The following is a 20,247-nucleotide window of genomic DNA, read 5'->3' as shown; positions in this document are numbered from 1 at the left end:
ACCGAGCGCCTGCACTCGGCGATCGGGTACCTGCCACCAACCGAATACGAACACCTCTACCATCAACAGACCATCTCGACCGAGGCGGCCTGAATCCGAGTCTCTACCGGATCCAGGACGGTTCACCAGAACTCAGGCAGTACCAAAAGCTGAGCGCTTCGAGGTCCACAAACCGCGCCAACGTCGTTTCCTTCATATTCGATGCCGACGGTATCGAGTTCGGCACCGAACTGAGATATATTCCCGGGCCGTCCGAGAGTCGAGCCATCGGCGACTGGCTTGCCGCCGACCCCAACAGATCCAGCGCGATCTGGGTGAAAGATCGGACGAGACCTCTCCGGTGGGAAGTCGACGGCAAACACTATTCACCCACGGGGCTACTCAAGCATATCTGGCGACAGGCAGGTTGGAGACAAGCGCCTAACTCGGTACGCGGACCCAAGTATTGGGGCATCCCGAACGACGGCACCCTGATCGAGATAGCCGACCGGATCTCGGATAGCTACCAGGCCGATGAAAATCTGTGATCCATACTACAGCTGACTCTCGTACGGCCCCAGGAACCGCTCGCCATTGAAGTGGATGAGGTGCGTGGGGTTGTCCGCGCACCACGCCTCGGTCTCCCAAGCGATGTCCGCCAAATACTTCCGCATCTCGGCTCGCGACGGGAAGCAGGAGACGAAGACTAGCCCGGCTGTCGAGTTCTTGAACAGTTCACTCAGTTCGCGATGTCGCTTGGCGTCGACCGGGCCGTGCGAAGACGCTGCTTCCAGGAGCACGAGCCAGTTCTTCGTCGGCAGGTACACAACCAGATCGGGCATCTTGCCGTGCTGGTCGATGGTCACGCCGAGCGCGGCGAGTGCACCCTCCTCGAACACCGCCCATTTCGCGTCGGCGTCCCCGACATACAAAACCTCGCCACCGGGCGTGTAGTAGCCGCAGAAGTCTTCGACCATCTGCTTGATGAGGACATTCTGGCCGCCGGGACTCAGGGTCAGTGGGTGACCATTGGGCAGGTTGACGGGTATTCGGTGCATTTCCCGCGCTGCGTCGTACTGTGCTTTAAGTCCGGGAACAGCGATCAGGTGGTCGAAGAGGAGCGTCGGATACTCGGAGGCGCCGAAAGCACGGATGACCTTCAAGGCGTTCGCATGTACCTGATAGCACCATTTCGGAGAGTTGACCGGCCGGTCCGGCTGGTCGGAGTTCTGCTCGACAAGCAGGGCATCAGCGAATTGGTGCAGGGTGAATCGGCGAACTGTCTCACGCGAGTTCGGGGCGTATTTGACGTCGAACTGCTCATCGATCCAATCCATGATCGCTCGGGTTCCGAGCATCGGGTTCGCGGCTTTCGCCCAATCGTCACCGGGGCCGAGTTGGAGCAAGGCGAGAAGCACCAACGCAGAGCGCTCGTTGGTCCGCTCGCGATCGAAGCCGAGGTCGGCGAGGAGCTGCCGTGCGTCAGCGATCTTGTCGGAGCTCGTGTCAGCCGTCATGCTTCTCCCCCAGCAGGTACTCCTGCACCAGCGTGTCGATCGAGTCTTGGTCAGGTAGACAAGGTGCGCGGCGGTGGCCGAGCGAACGGAGCGCGGCGATTGTCGGGTAGCGGAGGGAACGTAGATCGGTCGCGTTCACCTGCGTGTGTCCGGAGAACGTGCGGAAGAACCGATCGACGGCCGAGCTGTTGAGCCAGTAGCTCAGCCCTACCGCCATTTCCAAGTCCAGTCCGGTTCCGTTGCTGTGGAACACATTCAAATGGTTCTCGAAGGCAACCCGGGTGTCTCCACCGGTCTCGGGGTTCCAGACCGCGGCGACGATGCGCCGCCTTTCCTCCTTCGCCGAAAACCTCTTGACCAGCACGTAGCACCCAGCCGGTACCAGTAGCTTTTCGTCCTTGTCGGCAAGGACAGCGAACCCCTGGGCCTTACCGATAGCGCGCGGCCACTCCACAACGCCGTTCCGAACGTTTCCGGGATAGATCAGTGGCAGGCATCCCGGCTCAGGTTCGGTCAACAGGTTGTCGCGTGATCGGAAATCGACCACTCGACCGGTGGACGCCTGAATACGCAGTTCGGGAAGCGTGCACGGCATCGACGCCATCAGTTCGGCCACGGCGGTGTCGGCGTCTCCGGCGCTGATCCGCAGGAACTGGTGAAGGTCGCCGGGGCGGACGATATCCGTGTAGTCGACCACGTGCTCAACAGCAGTATCGGTATGTCCGCTGCTTACTGTGAGCATCACCTTTTCGCGCTCGCCGTCCCGTGTGGCCGAGAAGACGATGTTCTCCTGGAGGACGCCAGTGTCGGCGAAGACCGTCGAACGCGACTCGAAGATGTGCAGTCGGTCGATAGCGAGCGCTCTCAGCAAGAACCGTCTGAACTGCTCGAAGTACGGCCCGTTCGCGAAAGACCGGGGCGTGATGGCGACCAGCTGACCGCCAGGGCGAAGAGCGTCCGTGCCCAACGCCAGGAAGGCGGCGTACAGGTTCGGGCAATCGACTCCCAGAGCGCGCACACCCTTGCGGTGGGCCGACCCGGCTGCCAGTTTCGCGTACGGGGGGTTCATGATCACAACGTCGAACGGCTCGCCTTCGAGGGATTGATGCGCGATGCCGCTTCGCAGCTCGATGAAGTCCCCGACGACGACGGACGCGGTCAAGCTGATCCCGGCCTCGCAAGCTGTGCCTTCGCAGTCCCGCAGGGTTGCGGACAGGTACTCAGCGACCTGCGGGTCGACCTCCACTGCGACGACCTCGACGGAAAGACCTGGCGCTTCGGTAAGCACCCGTTCGACAAGGGCGGCGGTCAGAGACCCAGAACCCGCACCCGGATCAAGTATGCGGAGAGTGCCGGACTCCGGCAACCGAGGAAGCGCCGCGATGAGTCGCGCGGCGCGGTGGGGGGTGAAGAACTGGCCGAGCCGTGCCTGTTCTGCTGCGTCGAGAGTAGCGAGCGCCTGTCTCCGGCGTTCCTCGGCCCGCAGCGATAGTCCGGTGGTCACCGGCTCAACACTAGGACAGGGCACCGACAGGGCGCCCGCACGCCTGGCTGTTCCCACCACATTATCCGGGCCGAGACCTCCTGTGTCCCGGGTGGGAGTGGCACCCGCAGGTGTAGGTACCGAGTGAGAATCCCACGGCAACGACAACTTTCGATCGGTTCCGGGGAGTCATGGGGTTCGGCGAGGCCGGCGCGGCGCATCGTCTTCTGTTCGCCTAGCGGTAGCGGAGCCGCAGGGCAGACGAATCTTTGCTGTCGAAGACACCGCGACCGGCTCACGATGGCCGAGGGGCCGTTTATTGCCCCTGTTTGCTCGTGCTGGTGGGGCGCATGGTGTAGATGCCGCCTTCGGTCGGGTAGAGGGACTCGGTGAAGGGGCCGTTGTAGTGGGTGTTGAGTTTCATGAAGAACTCGCCGCCGTTCGGGTCGGGGTCGACGGTTTCGACGATGCCGCGGACCTCGAGGTATCGGTAGGGGTCCTCGGGGTCCTGGATGGACAGTGCCACATGGGGATTGGTGAGGACGTTGCGGTGTTTCTGCTGTTTGGTGGAGAAGGTGAACTGGACGACCTCGCCGTCCCAGATGTACCAGACCGGGTTGGACTGCGCGGTGCCGTCGGGCCGGATGGTGGCCAGGTGTCCGAACAGGGGGCGGGTGAGGAGGTCGGTGTGGCTTTCGGGAATTACCGTCACGCATCCGTCAACCCGTCGTGCGAGGATGCTGTTCCCGACTTCGACAGGGAGCCACCGGCCCGCAATCGGCGCGCGATTGTTTACCCGCGTGCGACACACCGGCGAGTCGGCCTGGTCGGTGTCGGTGCGCTTGCGCGGGACCACCGCGCCGTGGACCAACGTCTTCGCAGGTCACCGCTACCTCGGAATCATTTCGCGGCAATCGCGGGTGAACGGGTGGACAACGAGGCGCATCGGTCGAATCACACGCCCGAACGGCACGGGGAAATTTGCCCAGAAGTGACTATCCTGCGAGATCATGTTGCGGATCATCTCGACAGTGGGTTTCACCGCCTCGGCGTTGGTCGTCATGCACATGCCGACCGCGCATGCCGAAATCTTGAATCTGCCGCCCCACGAGAAAACGTTCGAATCGGAGATGGGCAGTTTCACGGTCGGCAACCATGACGAAGCGATCAATCGCATCGTCCCGTTGAACGGCGCCCCCACCAGCTATGAGGCGCTGGTCTCCAGCGTCGCCTACGGCCGGGTCGAGGGGCAGGCCGAGGGAATTCTCAGGACCGGGTATTCCGTCGGTTGCGCGGCCAGAATCGATGCCGTGGTGCCCGGTATCGACCCGACCACGGAATTCGACCTCGAAGGCCCGCAGCAGAATTACGCGACGGAGCAGGCGCAGCGGAGTTCGACCGAACAGACCCGGTCGCGCACGTTCGAACAGTCGAGTACCGGCGAATCGGCGCGGTCGCAGACGCAGGAGTCGGGGCGAGCGCAAGAGTTCGAATCAGGGCAGGTGCAGGAATTCAACGGCCCCATCCCGTCGATCGCGATCGACCCGGGACCGTATCTGGAGTTGGCGCTCAAACCCGGAGATATCACCAATGTCGATATCGGAAAGGGCAAGCCGCTCATCCCCGGCAGGACCGTGCAGATCATAACCCGCGACTTCCACATCAAGGTCGACAGCTGCGCGGGTCCGGTCACCATTCGCCAGTACACCTATGTCGAAGCCAGGACACCCGACGTCGACGACAGCGGAGCGGTGTTCGGCGAGCCGACCCGACTGTGACGAGTTGGCGATGCCGCCCGGCCCGACACACCTGAACAACTGGCCGAGATATCGCGGAATACTCGTCGAAAAGGTGCACGATGTCCGTCATGTCCTCGACAGCGCGGGTTCTCGGGTTGGTCGTATTGCTGTTGGCGCTGGCCATCCCGGCGGGCGCGACACCGCAGGCGCCGGAATTGGGGCACGCGGGCCGCTGGCTCACCGATGAGCAGGGCCGGGTGGTGACCGTGCACGGCGTGAACATGGTCTACAAATACCCGCCGTATTTTCCCGCGGCGGGAGGTTTCGGCGAGGACGATGCCCGATACCTGGCGGAGCACGGTATCAACGCCGTCCGTCTGGGGTTCGCGTGGAATGCTGTCGAGCCGCAGCCCGGCGTCTACGACGACGACTACATCCGGCAGATCCGCGGCACCCAACAATTGCTGGCCCGGTACGGCATCTACAGCCTGATCGATTCCCACCAGGACGGGTACAACGAATCGGTGGGCGCGAGTTGGAGCGGTTTTCCGGCCTGGGCGACGATCACCGACGGCTTTCCCGTGCCGCCCGCTCCCGGCTTTCCGCTGGTCTACTTCACGAGCCCCGCACAGAATCAGACGTGGGCGAATTTGTGGCGTGACCGCGCCGCGCCCGACGGCATCGGACTGCGGGAACATTACGCGGCCATGTGGGCGAATGTCGCGGGGTACTTCGCGGACCAGCCGTATGTGCTCGGCTACGACCTGATCAACGAACCGTGGCCCGGTTGGGAATATCCCACCTGCTTTCCGCAGGGCTGTCCGCGATTCGAGAACGACGTGCTCGCACCGTTCCAAGCCGCGGTGATGGACGCCATCCGCGGCGTCGACCGCGATCACCTGCTGTTCTACGAACCGTCCGTGACCAACGATTTCGGCACGCCGAACTGGATGCCGAATCCCACCGGCGACCCGAACGCGGGGATGAGTTTTCACGACTACTGTTTCGGCGCGGTCGACACCTGCGTCACCAACGGATTGCAGCGCGCCGACACAGAGGGCGTCGTCGGGGTGGTGACGGAATTCGGAGCGACCACGGATCAGGCGAGGTTGACCCGCCTCGCCGACCGGTTCGACGACCACATGGCTTCCTGGATGCTGTGGTCGCAACCCCAGGACCAGACACCCGGGCATCCCCAGGAACCACCCACCGGCCCCAACTTGATGAATCCGGCGATTGTCCGACCGTATCCACGCGCGGTCGCGGGCACACCGCAACAGTGGCACTACGACAGCGCCACAGGGACGTTCACCCTCCGATACAGCGACCGCCGCGCGGATTCCGGTCAACCCTTCGCCCGCGACGCCCGCACCGAGGTGTACCTGCCGCAGACCGACTACCCCGGCGGCTACCTGGTCGAAACCGACGGCGCCGAGGTCGTGTCACAGCCGGACGCACGCGTACTCGAACTGACCACCACCCCCGGACACGACGTGGTGGAAGTGACCGTGACACGTCGATGACCGTCCCGTTCGGTTCACATCGTCGGATTGTTCGAGGTGAGTCGCTGCCGGGAAAAGTCTCAGGGCAGGCGTACCGCTCCGTCGAAGAGGATGTCGACCGGGCCCGCGATGGTCGAGGTGTCGAGCGTGTCGTGGGTCCAGGTGGCTTCCGTGGTGATGGATTCGCCGGAGGGTTGGATCACCCGCAGGGTCAGAGTGTTTCGGGCGGCGGTGGCGGCGGCTATGCCTATGGCGCTGGTGCCACTGCCGCAGGCGGTTTCGTCGAACACGGTGTCGACTTCGCGTACCCAGACGCTGAAATGGGCTGCGCCGGTGGTGTTGTCGTAGAAGGTGACGCCTGCGGCGGGAAGTTCGTGCAGTGCGTGGGTGCGGGCCGCGAGTAGGCGGGTCAGGAGTTCGCGCGGGGTTGTTCGGGTGCGGGCGGCGGGATCGGTGACGACGAGGTGGGTGATGCCGCCGAGGGCGACGAGGGCGCCTTCGGGGACGGTCTCGGCGCGGGCGGGCAGCGGCATGGTGAGCCGCACTGTGGCGTCGGTTACTTCGAAGCGCAGGGGGTGGTCGACTCCTGAGGCTTCGACGAGTCCGTCGGTGTCGCGGCCGTCGGTGAGGATTCGGATCACGCCGCGGGTGGCGTTGCCGCAGAATTCGCCGCCGAACATCTCCATGCGGCCGATCGCGGTGGAGTCGGTGCGCGGGGTCGTCGCGAAGCAGCATTGTTCGATGCCGGGCAGGTCGGGGTCGAGTGTCGCGAGCGCGTCGATGAGGCGCGTGTTGAGATCTTTGCGGTCGGCGTCGAGCGCGTGGTCGAAGACGACGGCGGTGGCGTTGCCGCCGGGGTAGGCGACGACGACGCGGTGCAGGACTTCGACGGTACTCATCCGAGTCATTCTTCCTTGGAGCGCGCGGACGTCCGTGCAGCGGCGGCGGGTCGCGTGCGCTCCTCGAGGCGGAGAGCGACACACTCTCGCGCCGCGATGGGGTGAAGTGCAACTTCGGAACGCGAGGCGCGCCGCTGAAACATTCCGCCCGCCGCGAGGGCGAACGAAAACCGACCGCGATCACCGACTCTCAGTGTCATCCCGCTCACCGTCGGCCACGACGCCGAGATCGGACTTCATCCCTTCGAGTCACCGCCCGGAAACCGATCGGTCGAATAGTTTCGCACTCGAACCCCGACCGCGACGGGAACCTCGAAACCGTCCGCACGACCGATCCGAAGACACATCGCGGGCGCGAGATCAGCCCACGTCGCGACGCAACCAGGTGACTTCGGCGCCGATGGGATCCACCCCGGAGCGATAGAGTTCGAGTTCCTCGTCCCACGGCGTGCCGAGAGCGCGGTCGATCTCGGAGGCCAGGTCGTAGCTGGTGTATTTCCCGAGTTCCCGTGCGGCTTGGAGCATGGCGCGCAGGCGCATTTCCCCGAGGGTGACATCGCCGCTGGCCGAGGTGGATCCGTGCCAGAGTCCGAGGGCGGGGACGAAACTGTAGCGTTCGCCGTCGACTCCGTCGCTCGGGTCTTCGGTGACTTCGAAACGCAGGACCGGCCAGGACCGCAAGGATTGAGCTATGCGGGCGGCGGTGCCGACGGGGCCGATCCAGTCGCTGGTTGCGCGCAGTTGGCCGTCGGCGGGTTGGGTGGTCCAGCGGAGTTTCGCCGGGGAGCCGAGGGCAGCGGTGAGCGCCCACTCCACATGCGGGCACAGCGCGGCAGGCGACGAGTGGATCCACACCACACCCGCCGTCGCGTCCGCGAACTGACTCGATGCGCGCACCACTAACACCTCCAGCTTCGACGAGGAACGTCTTCCCCAACGGCCTGTCGGCTGGCGTTGCCTGAGTGTACTGGAGTGCACGGTGTTACGCGTGTTACTTCAGCGGCGCGTTGCTCCCGCGTGTCGCTTCGGCGATGACCCCATCGCTGAGAACCGGCCACGCGGCTCGCGCCCAGTCGCCGAAATTCTCGTCCGCCAAGGCGAGACACGCCACCCCGATAACGGGATCCACCCAGAGGAAAGTTCCCGACTGACCGAAATGTCCGTATGTCCGAGGCGAATTCGCGGCGCCGGTCCAGTGCGGCGACTTGCCGTCCCTGATCTCGAACCCGAGACCCCAGTCGTTGGGACGCTGTGATCCATACCCCGGAAGCACACCGTTCACACCGGGGAACTGCACCGATGTCGCTGCGGCATGGGTCTGTTCGGACAGCAGACGCGGGTGGAGTAGTTCGCCCGCGAAACGAGCCAGGTCGGCGGCGGTGGAGCGACCCGCGTGACCGGCCGGACCGGCGAGCACCGACGCGTCCATGCCGAGCGGGGCGAAGACCGCGTCGCGCAGGTACTCGTCGAAGGCGATACCCGTCTGCTCGGTGACGAATTCGGCGAGGACCTCGAATCCGCTGCTCGAGTAGATGCGTTTGGCGCCGGGCGCGGCCACCACATCGGTGGTGTCGAAGGCGATGCCGGAGGTGTGCGCGAGCAGGTGCCGCACGGTGGCGCCGGGCGGACCCGCTGGCTGGTCGAGTTCGATCGCCCCCTCCTCGACGGCGACCAGCACCGCGTAGGCAACCAGCGGTTTGGTCACCGAGGCGAGCGGAAAGACACGAGCGCCATCGCCTTCGACGGTCGTCGCGGCGGCGGTGACAACGGCGGCCGCCGCGTGCCGCACCGGCCATTGCCCGATCTGTTCGAGTGCTCCCACACCGGCGAGCGTACGAGACGTCGAATCCGCCGCGCCCGCCGGCGGGCGCCCTGCGCCTACCCGGTTCCTACCAGTCGGCCTCGGTGTAGCGGATGATGCCGCGAATGTTCTTGCCGTCCAGCATGTCCCGGTAGCCCTGGTTGATCTCCTCGAGGGAGTAGCTGCGGGTCACCATATCGTCGAGGTTGAGCTGGCCCGCTTTGTAGAGCGCCAGCAGTCGCGGCGCGTCCTGGCGGGCGTTGCCGCCGCCGAAGATGCAACCCTTCACCGTCTTCTGCAGCATCGAGAGCAGGAAGCTGTTGAGTTTGACGTCGTTCTCGTCCATCCGGCCCATCGAGGTGACCACCAGCGTGCCCGCCTTGCCGGTGAGGATCAGCCCCTGCTCGATGTATTCGCCGTGCATCTCGCCCATGGTGAGGATCACCTTCTCGGCCATCCTGCCCTCGGTGGCCTCCATCAGCGGCATGATCGCCTCGGCCATGGAGGCATAGGTGTGGGTGGCGCCGAATTTCTGGGCCTGTTCGAGTTTCCAGGGATTCGGATCGATGGCGACGACCTTCGATGCGCCGGCGAGCACCGCCCCCTGTAGGGCGCTCATGCCGACGCCGCCGATGCCCGCGATCACTGCGGTCTCGCCGGGCTGCACCTGCGCGACGTGGGTCGAGGAGCCGAATCCGGTGGGCACGCCGCAGCCGACGAGGCAGGCGACCTCGAACGGGATGCTCGGGTCGATCTTGACCACCGAGGTGTGGTGCACCGTCATGTACGGGGCGAAGGTGCCGAGCAGGCACATCGGAATGACGTTCTGCCCCTTGGCCTGGATGCGGTAGGTGCCGTCGCTGATGGCCTGGCCGAGCAGCAGCCCGGAGCCGAGGTCGCACAGCGCCATATTGCCCGACACGCAGGCCGGACAACGTCCGCAGGCGGGGATGAAGGACAGGATGACGTGGTCGCCGACCTGGAGGTCCGCAGGGCAGTTCGGTCCGAGTTTCGTGATGACGCCCGCGCCTTCGTGGCCGCCCATGACGGGGAAGGCGGGCATCGGCGTCGCGCCGGTGACGATGTGGTGGTCGGAATGGCACATGCCCGCGGTCTCCATGCGGATCTGCACCTCGCCCGCGACGGGGTCACCGATCTCGATCTCCTCCACCGACCACGGTTCCTCGATCCCCCACAGGATCGCACCCTTCGTCTTCATTCCAGTCGACCTCTCGCATGCAGGTGCTCGTATGTGACTGCACCCACAGTACGAGATGAGCATCGCAAATGTAACGCGTTCTAATATTGTGGCTGGATATCAGCGTGAACCCAGTGGAAGAAGTAGGAACACGTTCCAGATATGTGTCCGGTTCGGTCAGCGGTCGACGTCGTGGACATGGTGGGCGAGATCATGCAGGAAGTAGCGGACGAGCGAGTCGACGGTGAAGGTGGAGCCGTCGCCGCGCCGCACCCGCCGTTCGCGATCGACCTCGGGAACCGCCGCGATCACCGCGGCGACCCGCGCCACGGCAAGCTCCAGTTCGGCGGCGACGGTGCGCGGATCCTGCTCGGCGTAGCGGTCGGCGACGGCGGTCGCGTCCTGATCCCAATCGGCGAAGGCGGGCATACCGTCGACGGTGTCGACGCGCGCGTCGTAGGCGGGCAGGCGCGGATCGCGCGCCGCGCTTCCGGCGGCCACCGCGACCCGAAAGGTGAAGATCCGACACACATCACGGACGTGCGCGGCGTATTCGAGCGGCGACCAGGTCGACTCGTCGGGCCGAACGCGCGCCCGCGGCCCGCGCGCTACCGCCGCCAACCTGCCCGCGCAACCGACCGCGAGCGCGGGCACGTCGGCGAACGACGCACGGGCGGCGTCGAATCCGCACGCGGGGCAGGCGCGGTCCAGGACCCAGGTCCAGTTCTTGGTATCGGGCGCGATCGGCATACACCGATGCTAGGAATGGCCCTATCTATTCGGCCATAGATATCCAGCCAATCGACGTCGAGATACCGCCGATCACTCCAACAGGCGATGCGCGTGATCGAACAGCTCGAGGGTGATCGCGTGCAGGTACTCGCCGACCTGCTTGGGCGCCTTGCCCGCGAACGTGCGCGCGTAGGTGCCCTCCAGCACGATGCCGAGCTTGAAACAGGCGAGCACCGTGTACCAGGGCACGGCGCTCAGATCGCGATCGGAGAACCGCCCGTAGTGCTCCACCATCTGCTCGGCCGTCGGCAGGCCGCCGACCGCGCCGAGCCTGCCGATGAGGGAGGACAGCGTGCTGTTCGGGTCCGGCCTGGTCGCGATCTGCCAGCCCAGGTCGAGCAGCGGATCGCCGATGGTCGACATCTCCCAGTCCACCATCGCGGCGACCTCGGGGCCGTCGTAGGAGAACATCATGTTGGCCAGGTGACAGTCGCCGTGCAGGATGCCGGGGGTCCAGTGTTCGGGACGGTTGCGGTCGAGCCAGTCCCCGACCCGCGCGACGCCGGGAATCTCCGGGCCGGGATACCCCTCGTTCGCCGAATACGATTCGAGTTCGCCGAGCCAGCGCGGCACCTGGCGTTCCAGGAAGCCGTCCGGTTTGCCGTAGTCGGACAGACCGAGCGCCACGTAGTCGAGCGAGCCGAGGCGCGCGATGGCCTCCACCGCGGACAGACCCATCTGCCGCCGGATCTCCGGATCACCCGCGTGCAGGTCCGGTAGCTCGGTCTGCGGATTGAAACCGATGATCGGTTCCATCAGGTAGAACACCGCCCCGATGACCGACTCGTCGGGACAGGCGGCGATGACGCGGGGCGCGCGGATCTCGGCGCCGTCGAGCGCGCCGAGCAGCCTGGCCTCGCGCCGGATCACGTCGTTGCTCTTGGGCCGCAGATGCTTCGGCCCGCGCCGCAGCACGTAGTCGCGACCGCCCCTGGTGAAGCGCAGCATGATGTTCTGGGTGCCGCCGCCCAGCGGTTTCACCTCGTCGAATTCGCCGGCGGGCAGCCCCTGCTCATCCATCCACTTTCCGACGATCGCGAAGTCGACGACCTCGCGATCCACTTCCCCCGGCTGCGCAACAGACATGTCACACATTGTGCACGACCGGTTCGCGAAAACTGACGGCACCCGACAACAGTTAGAGTAACCCGGTCGGGCGTAGGGTTGCCCACACCATGCGCACGTTGCTCATCGACAATTACGACTCGTTCACCTATAACCTGTTCCAGCTGATCAGCGAGGTGAACGGCATCGAGCCGACCGTGGTGCGCAACGACGAGGCGGGCACGATCGAGGAACTGGACCTCGCCGCCTTCGACAACATCGTCATCTCCCCCGGCCCCGGCCATCCGGCGACACCGCGCGACATCGGGATCTCCGCCGCCCTGATCGCCCGCACCGACCTGCCGCTGCTCGGGGTATGCCTCGGCCACCAGGCCATCGTCCTCGCCGAAGGCGGGCGCATCGATCTCGCGCCCGCGGCCCGCCACGGCCACCTCGACCGGATCGCCCACGACGACCGCGACCTGTTCGCCGGGCTCCCGCAGGACTTCACCGCCGTGCGCTATCACTCCCTGTGCGCGTACCCGCCGCTACCGCCGGAACTCGAGGTCACCGCGCGCGCCACCGACGGCGTGATCATGGGGATACGGCACCGCACCCGGCCGAGGTGGGGTGTGCAGTTCCATCCCGAATCCGTCGCGGGCGAGTACGGGGCGGCGCTGCTGCGGAACTTCGCCGAACTGACCCGGCAGGCTGGTGGGCGCCGACGCCCGACGGCAGCCGCGGCCCCCGCGCCGACCGCCGACATCCGGTCACGCCCCGAAACACGGCTGCGCATGCACCACCGGGTACTCGAACGCGCCGTCGACACCGAGGCCGCGTTCGTCCGCCTCTACGGCGACTCCCCGACCGCGTTCTGGCTCGACAGCGAACACGTCGAACCGGGACTCGACCGTTTCTCCTTCCTCGGCGACGCCTCGGGACCGCTGTCGGAAGTGGTGCGCTACCGGGTCGGCGGCGAGGTCGTCGTCGAGACCGCGGGCGGTGCGCGGCGCACCGTCGCGGGCGACGTGCTCGATTATCTGGGCGCGCAGCTGCGAAGACGCGCGGTCGACCCACCCGATCTGCCCTTCGATTTCGCCTGCGGTTACGTCGGCTACCTCGGATACGAGATCAAAGCCGACTGCGGCGGCGGCGCCGCGCATCGCGCCGAGACCCCCGACGCGCAATGGATATTCGCCGACCGGCTCGTCGCCGTCGATCACGTGGCGGGCCGAACCCATTTGCTCGCCCTGTCCGACACGAGCCCGGAATGCGCACGGGCGGCCCGCGATTGGCTTCGCGACACCGACGATATCCTGGATTCCCTTCCCACCTGGGCGAATCCGCCGACACTCGACATACCGTCCGACACCGAGGCGGTCGCCGAACTGTTCACCCGAGGGCGGCAGCGCTATCTGGCCGATATCGCGACCTGCCTGGACCAACTGCGGCGCGGCGAATCCTACGAGATCTGCCTCACCGACTCGCTGACCGTGCCCGCCGCCGACTCCGACGGACTCGACCTCTACCGCGTGCTGCGCCGCTGCAACCCCGCGCCCTACGCCGCCTACCTGCGCTTCGACGACCTCGACATCGCCTGCTCCTCGCCGGAACGGTTCCTCAAGGTCGATCGCTACGGCACCGTGGAGAGCAAGCCGATCAAGGGCACCGCGCCGCGCGGTGCGAGCGCGCAGGAGGACGAGCGACTGCGCCGCGAACTGGCCGACAGCCCCAAGACCAGAGCCGAGAACCTCATGATCGTCGACCTGCTTCGCAACGACCTGGGCAGGGTCTGCCGGATCGACAGCGTGCACGTGCCAGAACTCATGGCCACCGAGACGTATACGACACTGCACCAACTGGTTTCGACGGTGCGTGGCACGCTGCGCCCCGAACTGGACGTGATCGACTGTGTGCGAGCGTGTTTCCCCGGCGGCTCGATGACCGGCGCGCCGAAACTGCGCACCATGGAGATCATCGACGAACTGGAAACCGAAGCGCGCGGAGTGTATTCGGGCACCATCGGTTTTCTCGGCCTCGGCGGCACAGCCGACCTCAATATCGTGATCAGGACCGCCGTGCGCCACGACGGTAAGTGGCGGATCGGCGCGGGCGGCGCCATCGTGCTCGACTCCGATCCGGGCGAGGAGTACCGCGAGGTCCTGTTGAAGGCGGCGGCCGCCTACCGCGCGCTCGACGCGCGTTTCGCCGCGCGCTGACGCCGCTCGGGCGGGTCGGGCGGATCCTCGTCCTGGCTCGACCGCGCGCCGAGGCCCGCGACCCGGCCGAGTATCGATGCTCCGGGCAGCCGTACCATCGCGCCGAGGACGTCCTCGCCCAGCGCGATCAGCGATTCGACGCGCGGCAGCAGCCGGTCGTAGGCGGCGAAGGCGGGGTCGGCCAGCGCCAGGGTCCGGTCGAGGCGATCGACGGTCGAATTGAGCCGATCCACCGCGACGGACAGGTTTTCGATCAGATCCGGCAATTGCGCGGCCAATTGCGCCGAGGCGGGCGGCAGGCGGATCGCCGCCTCGAACGCCTGGCCCGCGGTGAGCTGCGCGGATTCCAGCGCCTGACCGGCCGCCGACTGCGCGGCCTCCACCGCGGCCTGCGCGGCGGCCAGGATGTCGGCGGCCCCCGGCACCTTCGCGCCGGACCTCGGAGCCGACGGTTTCGAAGCCATGCGTCCCTGCCCCTTCGGCGTGGTCATGGCTCCAACTGTGCCCGATACCCGGCCCGAAACCGCGGATAGACGCGGCCGCGCCGGGTCGCGGCAGGCCGAGCGTGCGGGCGTGTCGGTGGGGCGTGGCAATATTCGAGCACGATGAAACTGAGCAAGGGCGCCCATGCGCCGGTACCGACTTCGCTACTCGCCGTGGTTGTTTCATGGCGGTCCGACCATGCCGTCGATGCGCATGCCCTGTTGCTGAGCGAGTCGGGGGCGGTGCGCTCGGATCGGGATCTGGTGTTCTTCAACGCGCCGCGACACATCTCGCAAGCGGTGACCATCGATCAGGAACCCGATCCGCGCACCGCCCGGTTGAGCGTGTCCTTGCCGCGCACCGAGGACGAAGTGCGGCGCATCGTGGTCAGCGGGTCGCTGGAAGAGGGCACCTTCGGCGAGGTGCACGACCTCACGGTCACGGTCCTCGACGCGAGCGGTCCGGTGGCGCGCTTCCACATCGATGACGGCGACGCGGTGGACGCCATGATGTTCGGCGAGTTCTACCGCCGCGACGGGCTGTGGCGGTTCCGGGCCATCGGCCAGGGCTGGAGCACCGGACTGGCCGGGCTTGTCACCGAATTCGGCGTGCGGGTCGACGAGCGCCCCGACCGCTCGACCCGCGCGTCCAACCCGTTCGCCCGCCCCGGCCGCACCGACTCGTACCCGGTCGCACGCCCCGCTTCCACCGGACACCCCGACAGCGCTCCGCCTCCCGGCAATGCCGCACACTCCGGCGCCACCGCACACACCAACGAAGCCACACACTTCGGTAGCGCGCCGCATCCGGGCAACGCCCCACACCCCGGCAACGCCGCGCATCCCGGCGAAGCCGCGCGCGCTGGTGGCGCGCCGCATCCCGGCAACGGTCCGCACTTCGGCGACGCCCCATATTCCGGCACCACCGCACACTCTGGCGACGCCCCACATTACGGCCGCGCCACACCCACCGGCGACGCCGCGGATCCCGCTTCCGGCACACACCCCGGTATCGGGCCGTATGCCAGTAGCGCCGCACACCCCGGCGTCGCCCCTGCCGAACACCCCGGATCCCCGGTGCACCCCAAGGCCGCCCCAACGGCGCAAGCCGGGTCCACCGCGCCGAGATCCGCCACCAACGACGCCGCACCCCTGCCGCCGTCGGGCGCGACCACCAGACCCGTCGACCTCACACGTCGCATCCACCCGGAGCCCCCACCACCACCGCCCCCGACGACCCGCGCCGACTGGTACCGCGATCCCGAGGACCCCACCCGCATGCGCTGGTGGGACGGCTCGGAATGGACCGCCGACACCTACCGGCCCGCCCCCGCGGGCGACCGACACTGCGACCGGTGCGGCACGCCGAAGCGACGCCGACTGCTCGGCGGCTGGGCGGAATGCCGCGCCTGCGTCGCGCGGACCGAGGAATACCTGCGGCACTGGTACATCCGCGCCACCCACGTGCTCGCTACCTCGGGACCGCGCGGACCGGAGTGGTCGGCGTTGTGGGAAGCCCTGCGGTACCAGCGCATCGATGCGGGCGCGGGTCGGAGGGAACTGCGCGAGGTCGGGATCGGGCACGTGGAGCGATTGGCGACCTTCGCCTACGCCGACGGGGAGATCGCCCAGGCGGAGTTCGACGCGTTCGAGACGGCCGTCGCGGAACTGGGTCTCGACGGTCCGCTGATCGAAGATCTGCGCAGGCGGATGCAACGCGGACGCGCACTGTCCCGGATGCGCGAAGGCGAACTCCCGGTGGTGCGTACCCCCGGCCTGCATCTGGATCCCGAGGAGCGCGTGCACCTCGACCTGCCCGCCACCCATGTGCGCCAACTGGCCAGGGGCCCGAAACTCACCGAGGGACGTCTCATCGTCTCGAACAAGAAACTGCGGTTCGTCGGCGCGGGCGCGGGCGCCGAAATGCCGTGGAACCGGGTGGTTTCCGTGCGGGTCGACGGTAACGCGGTGCTGGTCGCGTCCACCTCGGCGCGCGGCGGGGCCGATTTCACCGTCGATGACCCCGACTATGTGGCGGCGGTGCTCGAGGGCGCGCTGCGGGTCGCCAAACGCCTGGTGCTCACTCCCGGCCAACGGGATTCGCGCAGCATCTCGCAGGAGGTGAAGGCGGAGGTGTGGCAGCGCGACGGCGGTCGCTGCGTGGAATGCGGCAGCGGCCATTATCTCGAATTCGACCACGTCATCCCGCTCAGTCGCGGTGGCGCGACGAGCAGTTCGAATCTGCAGATCCTGTGCCGGGCGTGCAATCGAGCCAAAGGCGCCCGGATCTGAGTCGCGAAACTCACCGCACGTAGGGATTGCCCGAGCTGCGGGCCGCGAACTCGGCGAAGGTGCCGACGCCGTCGGCGTGCTCGGGGCAGGTGTTGACGCCGTCGCGGAAGGCGCGCGCGATCCGTCCCGGCAGCGGTAGTCGCACGGCGCGGCGCGGACCGCCGTGCGCGGCGCGCCAGATCTCGACGAGTTCGGCGAGGGTGCGCACCTCGGGTCCGCCGAAGTCGTCGGCCCGGCCGACCGGGTCGCCCTCGATCAGGTCGGCGACGCGGGTCGCGACATCGCCGGTGGCCACGGTCTGGAAACGGAAATCCAGCGGCAGCGGAACCAACGGCAGCCAGCGCGCCGGATACAGCACCGAGGCGATCAGTTCGTGGAACTGGGTGGCGCGCAGGATCGTGTGCGGAATCCCACTGTCGGCGACGAGTTGCTCGCATTCGAGTTTGCGCCGGTAGTAGCGGAACGGGATCCGGTCGATGCCGACGATCGAGACGTAGAGCAAATGCCTGGCGTCGCGGGCCGCGCGCAGCACCGCGCGGGTCTGGTCGGGGTCGTGGCGGCCGAACGCACGGAAATCCGAGGCCGCGTGCACGATCAGCTCGGCGCCGAGCGCGGCCTCGTCCACGCCGACCCCGGTCGCGAGATCGCCGACATGGGTGCCCGCGCCTTCGCGACGTGAGAGCACCCGCACGTCGTGCCCTCGGTCGTCGAGCCGGTCGACGATATGCGTGCCAAGCGCGCCGGTGCCCCCGGTGATGAGGATGGTGCTCATACCCCACCCTTACCTCGAGGGCGCGGCTACACCGGGAAGGCGCGCATGGCCGTGCCCATATCGCCTCGGTCCGGCACATCGGTCCGGTGCCCCACCGCGTGGCAACACGCCCGACGAAAAACGAAATCTCGGGGTCGTTCGGTCGGGCGCGACAGCTGGCACACTCCCGGCGAACTCCGAACCGGACTGAATCACCGCGCGAGCGCGACCGATCTCGGCTACCCGCGGATCAGGTGCCGATGACCGCGTTCATGATGGTGCCCGCGCTGGTGGCCACCACGCCGCCGATCATCGCGCCCGCCACCATCTTCGGCGATTCGAGTCCGCTGCCCTGCCACTTCTCCCACGCGAATTTGCCACCGGCGTAGACGATGGCCACGATGCCGGAGAGCATGGCGAACCAGGTTCCGTAGCGGACGAACTGCATGATCTTGTCCGAAAGCGGCGGCGCCTCCGGAGTCGGATTTCCCAATTGCGCCAGCGTCACCAGGGAATCGCCGATCGAATTCAGCATGATGCTCACGCCAGATCCTTCCTGCGCCCACGTGCGGCCGACAGCGCCCACGTGGAACGACCGCGCCCACAAGGAGCGCTGCGCCCACGAGAAGCGACCGCGCCCACGAAGGCGAAACTGTCTCGTACACCGACGCATCGGGCGAGGAGCCGCCGGACGGACACACCGGCCACGGCGAGCGGACCCTCGACCGCCGCGCAGCACCCATCATCCCGAGCGGCGCGATCCGTCGCAAGCGGGTACCTGCGACGCCTCCGGCAAACCGATACCATCCTTGGTGAATGTCCCCCTGACACCCGCCCGACTCAGAATGAGCAGCACGCCGATGATACTGGTCACCACCTATGACGTTCTGGCGCAGATCGGTAACCCAACCCCAGAGGCGCCGCCGATCGCCGACAAGATCCTCCAGTTCGTCCGCTACCTGACGTGGTTCGTCCTGCTGTCGGGAATCTGCGCCATCGTCTACGCGGGCGGCAAGTTCGCGTGGGAGAAGTGGTCGGGCGGCGGACTCGAATCGCCGAAGATGGTGGCGGGCGCGATGATCGGCGGCGTGGTGGCCACCAGCGCGGGCACCATCATGAACGCCGTCATCGGCTGAGGCGAGACGAATCAGCTGATCAGGCGGTGATTCCCGCGGCGCGCGCGGCGCGCAGCCAGTCCGGGAACTCACCGAGCAGCCGGTCGTACAGTTCCGCGTCGGCGACCCGGTCGATGTCGTCGAGCGCGAAGAAGCCCGCGTTGTCGACCAGACGGCCGTCCAACTCGTCGAGGGTGCGCAGCACACCGTAGTTCGCGCGCCCCAATCCGACGAACTGCCAGAACGCGGGCAGCCGCGACGCCTCACGCATCAATTCGGCGATCTCCCGCTTCTTCGCGAATCCGCCGTCTGTGAAGAACAACACGAGCGTCGGCCCGGTGACGGCGGCCAGCCCGTCGATGATGTCGCGCATGATCGGCAGTTCGTCGTTGCGCGCGCCGATGCCGTCGTAGTCGAAGCCCTCGTGGACGCCGGTGAGATGCAGGAAGGTCCGCGCCCACCGCTCACCGTGCGCGACCTCGATATCGGGAAGTTTCAGGAACGACCGCGCGTACAGGTAAGCCTCGAGGGTGCCGTCGTCGTCGAGCTGGGTGGCGATCGGGATCACACGCTCGACCACCCGGTGCACCACCTGTTTGCGGTACTGGTTCTGCATACTGCCCGTCTTGTCCACGACCAGTACGACTCTGGCGCGCACACCGTTTGCGGACCGATCGGTCAGAACCCTGGCGACTTCCCGTTTGCGCAGGTCGAGTGTGGTGCGTTTCTCCAGCGACAACGCCGCCTCACCCGGCACCGTGCGTACATCGGGTTCGACGGACGCCGATCCCGTCGACCCGTGTCCGGCGGTGGTAGGCCGATCGGCGGACGTGAGTTCCGCGGGCGTGGTGGCGGACCACGCGGTCGCGGCGGGCAGGCGCTCGGCGGCCGCGGATTCGTCCTCGTCCACGCTGACTCCGTGATCGGTGACCAGCGCCGCGAATCCGCCCGCGTACCCCTGACCGACCGCCCGCACCTTCCATTCCGGTCCGCGTCGATAGAGTTCCAGTGCGATCACCACGGATTCGCTGTCGAGTCCGTCGATCCGGTACTCGTACAACGCGTTCCCCGCGCGATCGGCGACCGTGGCGATCGGAGCGGCGTACCGCCCGAAGGTGGCGCCGTCCTCGTCGAGGGTGATCACCACCCGCAATTGCGTGACCTGCGCGTCGACAGCGTCGAGCGATACCGCGAGCAGCCCCGCGCGCAATTCGACGCCGGGCGCGGTCGGCTGGTTGAAGAAGACGAAATCCGCGTCGGATCGGACCTTGCCGGACTCGGTGACCAGCAGCGCCGAGACGTCCGCGCCCGCGTCGACCCGCACCGACACCACGACCTGCGCGACCGTGACCGCCCCGTTCTGCCCCTTGACCAGCGCGTCGACCATCACGGCTCCTCTCCCGATCGTGCCGCGCCCAGCGTACGACAGCAACC

At 67.0% G+C, this 20,247-nt stretch carries 18 protein-coding genes and 1 pseudogene; 6 read left to right on the top strand and 13 right to left on the bottom strand.

Features of this window, described 5'->3' with window-relative positions; genetic code table 11:
• Positions 1 to 527: pseudogene (locus IT779_RS13685) on the top strand (hypothetical protein); the annotation flags it as partial.
• Between the two features lie 6 nt (positions 528 to 533).
• Here the strand turns inward: IT779_RS13685 and IT779_RS37160 are convergent.
• The 3 genes from IT779_RS37160 to IT779_RS37755 all read right to left on the bottom strand — a co-directional run bounded on the left by IT779_RS37160 (position 534) and on the right by IT779_RS37755 (position 3,691).
• Entirely contained in the window at positions 534 to 1,496 is a 963-nt protein-coding gene (locus IT779_RS37160; RefSeq protein WP_198428435.1) for a BsuBI/PstI family type II restriction endonuclease, read from the bottom strand.
• Positions 1,486 to 3,000, bottom strand: coding sequence for an Eco57I restriction-modification methylase domain-containing protein (locus tag IT779_RS37155; RefSeq protein WP_198428434.1), 1,515 nt, complete (start codon positions 2,998 to 3,000; stop codon positions 1,486 to 1,488). Before IT779_RS37155 ends, IT779_RS37160 begins: the two co-directional genes overlap by 11 nt.
• Positions 3,001 to 3,295: 295 nt before the next feature.
• Complete coding sequence (locus IT779_RS37755; RefSeq protein WP_196149631.1) at positions 3,296 to 3,691, bottom strand: PPOX class F420-dependent oxidoreductase; 396 nt, start codon at positions 3,689 to 3,691, stop codon at positions 3,296 to 3,298.
• A 298-nt stretch (positions 3,692 to 3,989) separates the two neighbouring features.
• Between IT779_RS37755 and IT779_RS13670 the strand changes: the two genes are divergently transcribed.
• Both IT779_RS13670 and IT779_RS13665 read left to right on the top strand, forming a co-directional pair.
• A complete protein-coding gene (locus IT779_RS13670; protein WP_196149630.1) occupies positions 3,990 to 4,757 on the top strand; it encodes an MspA family porin in 768 nt (255 codons plus the stop codon).
• An 89-nt stretch (positions 4,758 to 4,846) separates the two neighbouring features.
• Complete coding sequence (locus IT779_RS13665) at positions 4,847 to 6,241, top strand: cellulase family glycosylhydrolase (RefSeq protein WP_196149629.1); 1,395 nt, start codon at positions 4,847 to 4,849, stop codon at positions 6,239 to 6,241.
• 59 nt (positions 6,242 to 6,300) lie between these two features.
• Here IT779_RS13665 and IT779_RS13660 read toward each other — a convergent pair whose 3' ends face one another.
• From IT779_RS13660 to IT779_RS13635, 6 genes are all read right to left on the bottom strand, one after another.
• Entirely contained in the window at positions 6,301 to 7,119 is an 819-nt protein-coding gene (locus tag IT779_RS13660; RefSeq protein WP_196149628.1) for a hypothetical protein, read from the bottom strand.
• 360 nt (positions 7,120 to 7,479) lie between these two features.
• On the bottom strand, positions 7,480 to 8,016 hold the full coding sequence (locus tag IT779_RS13655) for a DUF3145 domain-containing protein (protein WP_196149627.1): 537 nt from the start codon (positions 8,014 to 8,016) through the stop codon (positions 7,480 to 7,482).
• A gap of 94 nt (positions 8,017 to 8,110) precedes the next feature.
• A complete protein-coding gene (locus IT779_RS13650; protein ID WP_196149626.1) occupies positions 8,111 to 8,941 on the bottom strand; it encodes a serine hydrolase domain-containing protein in 831 nt (276 codons plus the stop codon).
• A 67-nt stretch (positions 8,942 to 9,008) separates the two neighbouring features.
• Entirely contained in the window at positions 9,009 to 10,139 is a 1,131-nt protein-coding gene (locus IT779_RS13645; RefSeq protein WP_196149625.1) for an NDMA-dependent alcohol dehydrogenase, read from the bottom strand.
• Positions 10,140 to 10,295: 156 nt separating this feature from the next.
• Positions 10,296 to 10,868, bottom strand: coding sequence for a DinB family protein (locus IT779_RS13640; protein WP_196149624.1), 573 nt, complete (start codon positions 10,866 to 10,868; stop codon positions 10,296 to 10,298).
• 72 nt (positions 10,869 to 10,940) lie between these two features.
• Positions 10,941 to 12,005, bottom strand: a complete 1,065-nt coding sequence (locus IT779_RS13635; protein WP_196149623.1) for a phosphotransferase family protein — start codon at positions 12,003 to 12,005, stop codon at positions 10,941 to 10,943.
• An 80-nt stretch (positions 12,006 to 12,085) separates the two neighbouring features.
• Here IT779_RS13635 and pabB point away from each other — a divergent pair, with 80 nt between their 5' ends.
• Complete coding sequence (pabB, locus tag IT779_RS13630; protein WP_196149622.1) at positions 12,086 to 14,173, top strand: aminodeoxychorismate synthase component I; 2,088 nt, start codon at positions 12,086 to 12,088, stop codon at positions 14,171 to 14,173.
• Here the strand turns inward: pabB and IT779_RS13625 are convergent.
• Positions 14,137 to 14,664, bottom strand: coding sequence for a hypothetical protein (locus IT779_RS13625; protein ID WP_196149621.1), 528 nt, complete (start codon positions 14,662 to 14,664; stop codon positions 14,137 to 14,139). The genes pabB and IT779_RS13625 overlap by 37 nt on opposite strands.
• 114 nt (positions 14,665 to 14,778) lie before the next feature.
• Between IT779_RS13625 and IT779_RS13620 the strand changes: the two genes are divergently transcribed.
• The gene (locus IT779_RS13620) at positions 14,779 to 16,947 is read left to right on the top strand and encodes a TerD family protein (protein WP_232541681.1); all 2,169 of its coding nucleotides are present in this window, start codon (positions 14,779 to 14,781) and stop codon (positions 16,945 to 16,947) included.
• Between the two features lie 10 nt (positions 16,948 to 16,957).
• On the opposite strand, the gene IT779_RS13615 is transcribed toward IT779_RS13620, so the two are convergent.
• Positions 16,958 to 17,719 carry an SDR family oxidoreductase gene (locus IT779_RS13615; protein ID WP_196149620.1) on the bottom strand — a complete coding sequence of 254 codons (762 nt, stop codon included), beginning with the start codon at positions 17,717 to 17,719 and terminating at the stop codon, positions 16,958 to 16,960.
• Positions 17,720 to 17,948: 229 nt separating this feature from the next.
• Positions 17,949 to 18,233, bottom strand: a complete 285-nt coding sequence (locus tag IT779_RS13610) for a hypothetical protein (protein ID WP_198428497.1) — start codon at positions 18,231 to 18,233, stop codon at positions 17,949 to 17,951.
• Between the two features lie 325 nt (positions 18,234 to 18,558).
• On the opposite strand from IT779_RS13610, the gene IT779_RS13605 reads away from it, so the two are divergent.
• Positions 18,559 to 18,834 (top strand): hypothetical protein, encoded by a 276-nt coding sequence (locus tag IT779_RS13605; protein ID WP_196149618.1) that lies wholly within the window; start codon positions 18,559 to 18,561, stop codon positions 18,832 to 18,834.
• 19 nt (positions 18,835 to 18,853) lie between these two features.
• Here IT779_RS13605 and IT779_RS13600 read toward each other — a convergent pair whose 3' ends face one another.
• Positions 18,854 to 20,200 carry a vWA domain-containing protein gene (locus tag IT779_RS13600; RefSeq protein WP_196149617.1) on the bottom strand — a complete coding sequence of 449 codons (1,347 nt, stop codon included), beginning with the start codon at positions 20,198 to 20,200 and terminating at the stop codon, positions 18,854 to 18,856.
• Positions 20,201 to 20,247: the final 47 nt, after the last annotated feature.

Origin of the sequence: Nocardia bovistercoris (assembly GCF_015674855.1) — a bacterium.
GTDB lineage: Bacteria > Actinomycetota > Actinomycetes > Mycobacteriales > Mycobacteriaceae > Nocardia > Nocardia bovistercoris.
This window is presented reverse-complemented; position numbering and strand designations above follow the sequence as displayed.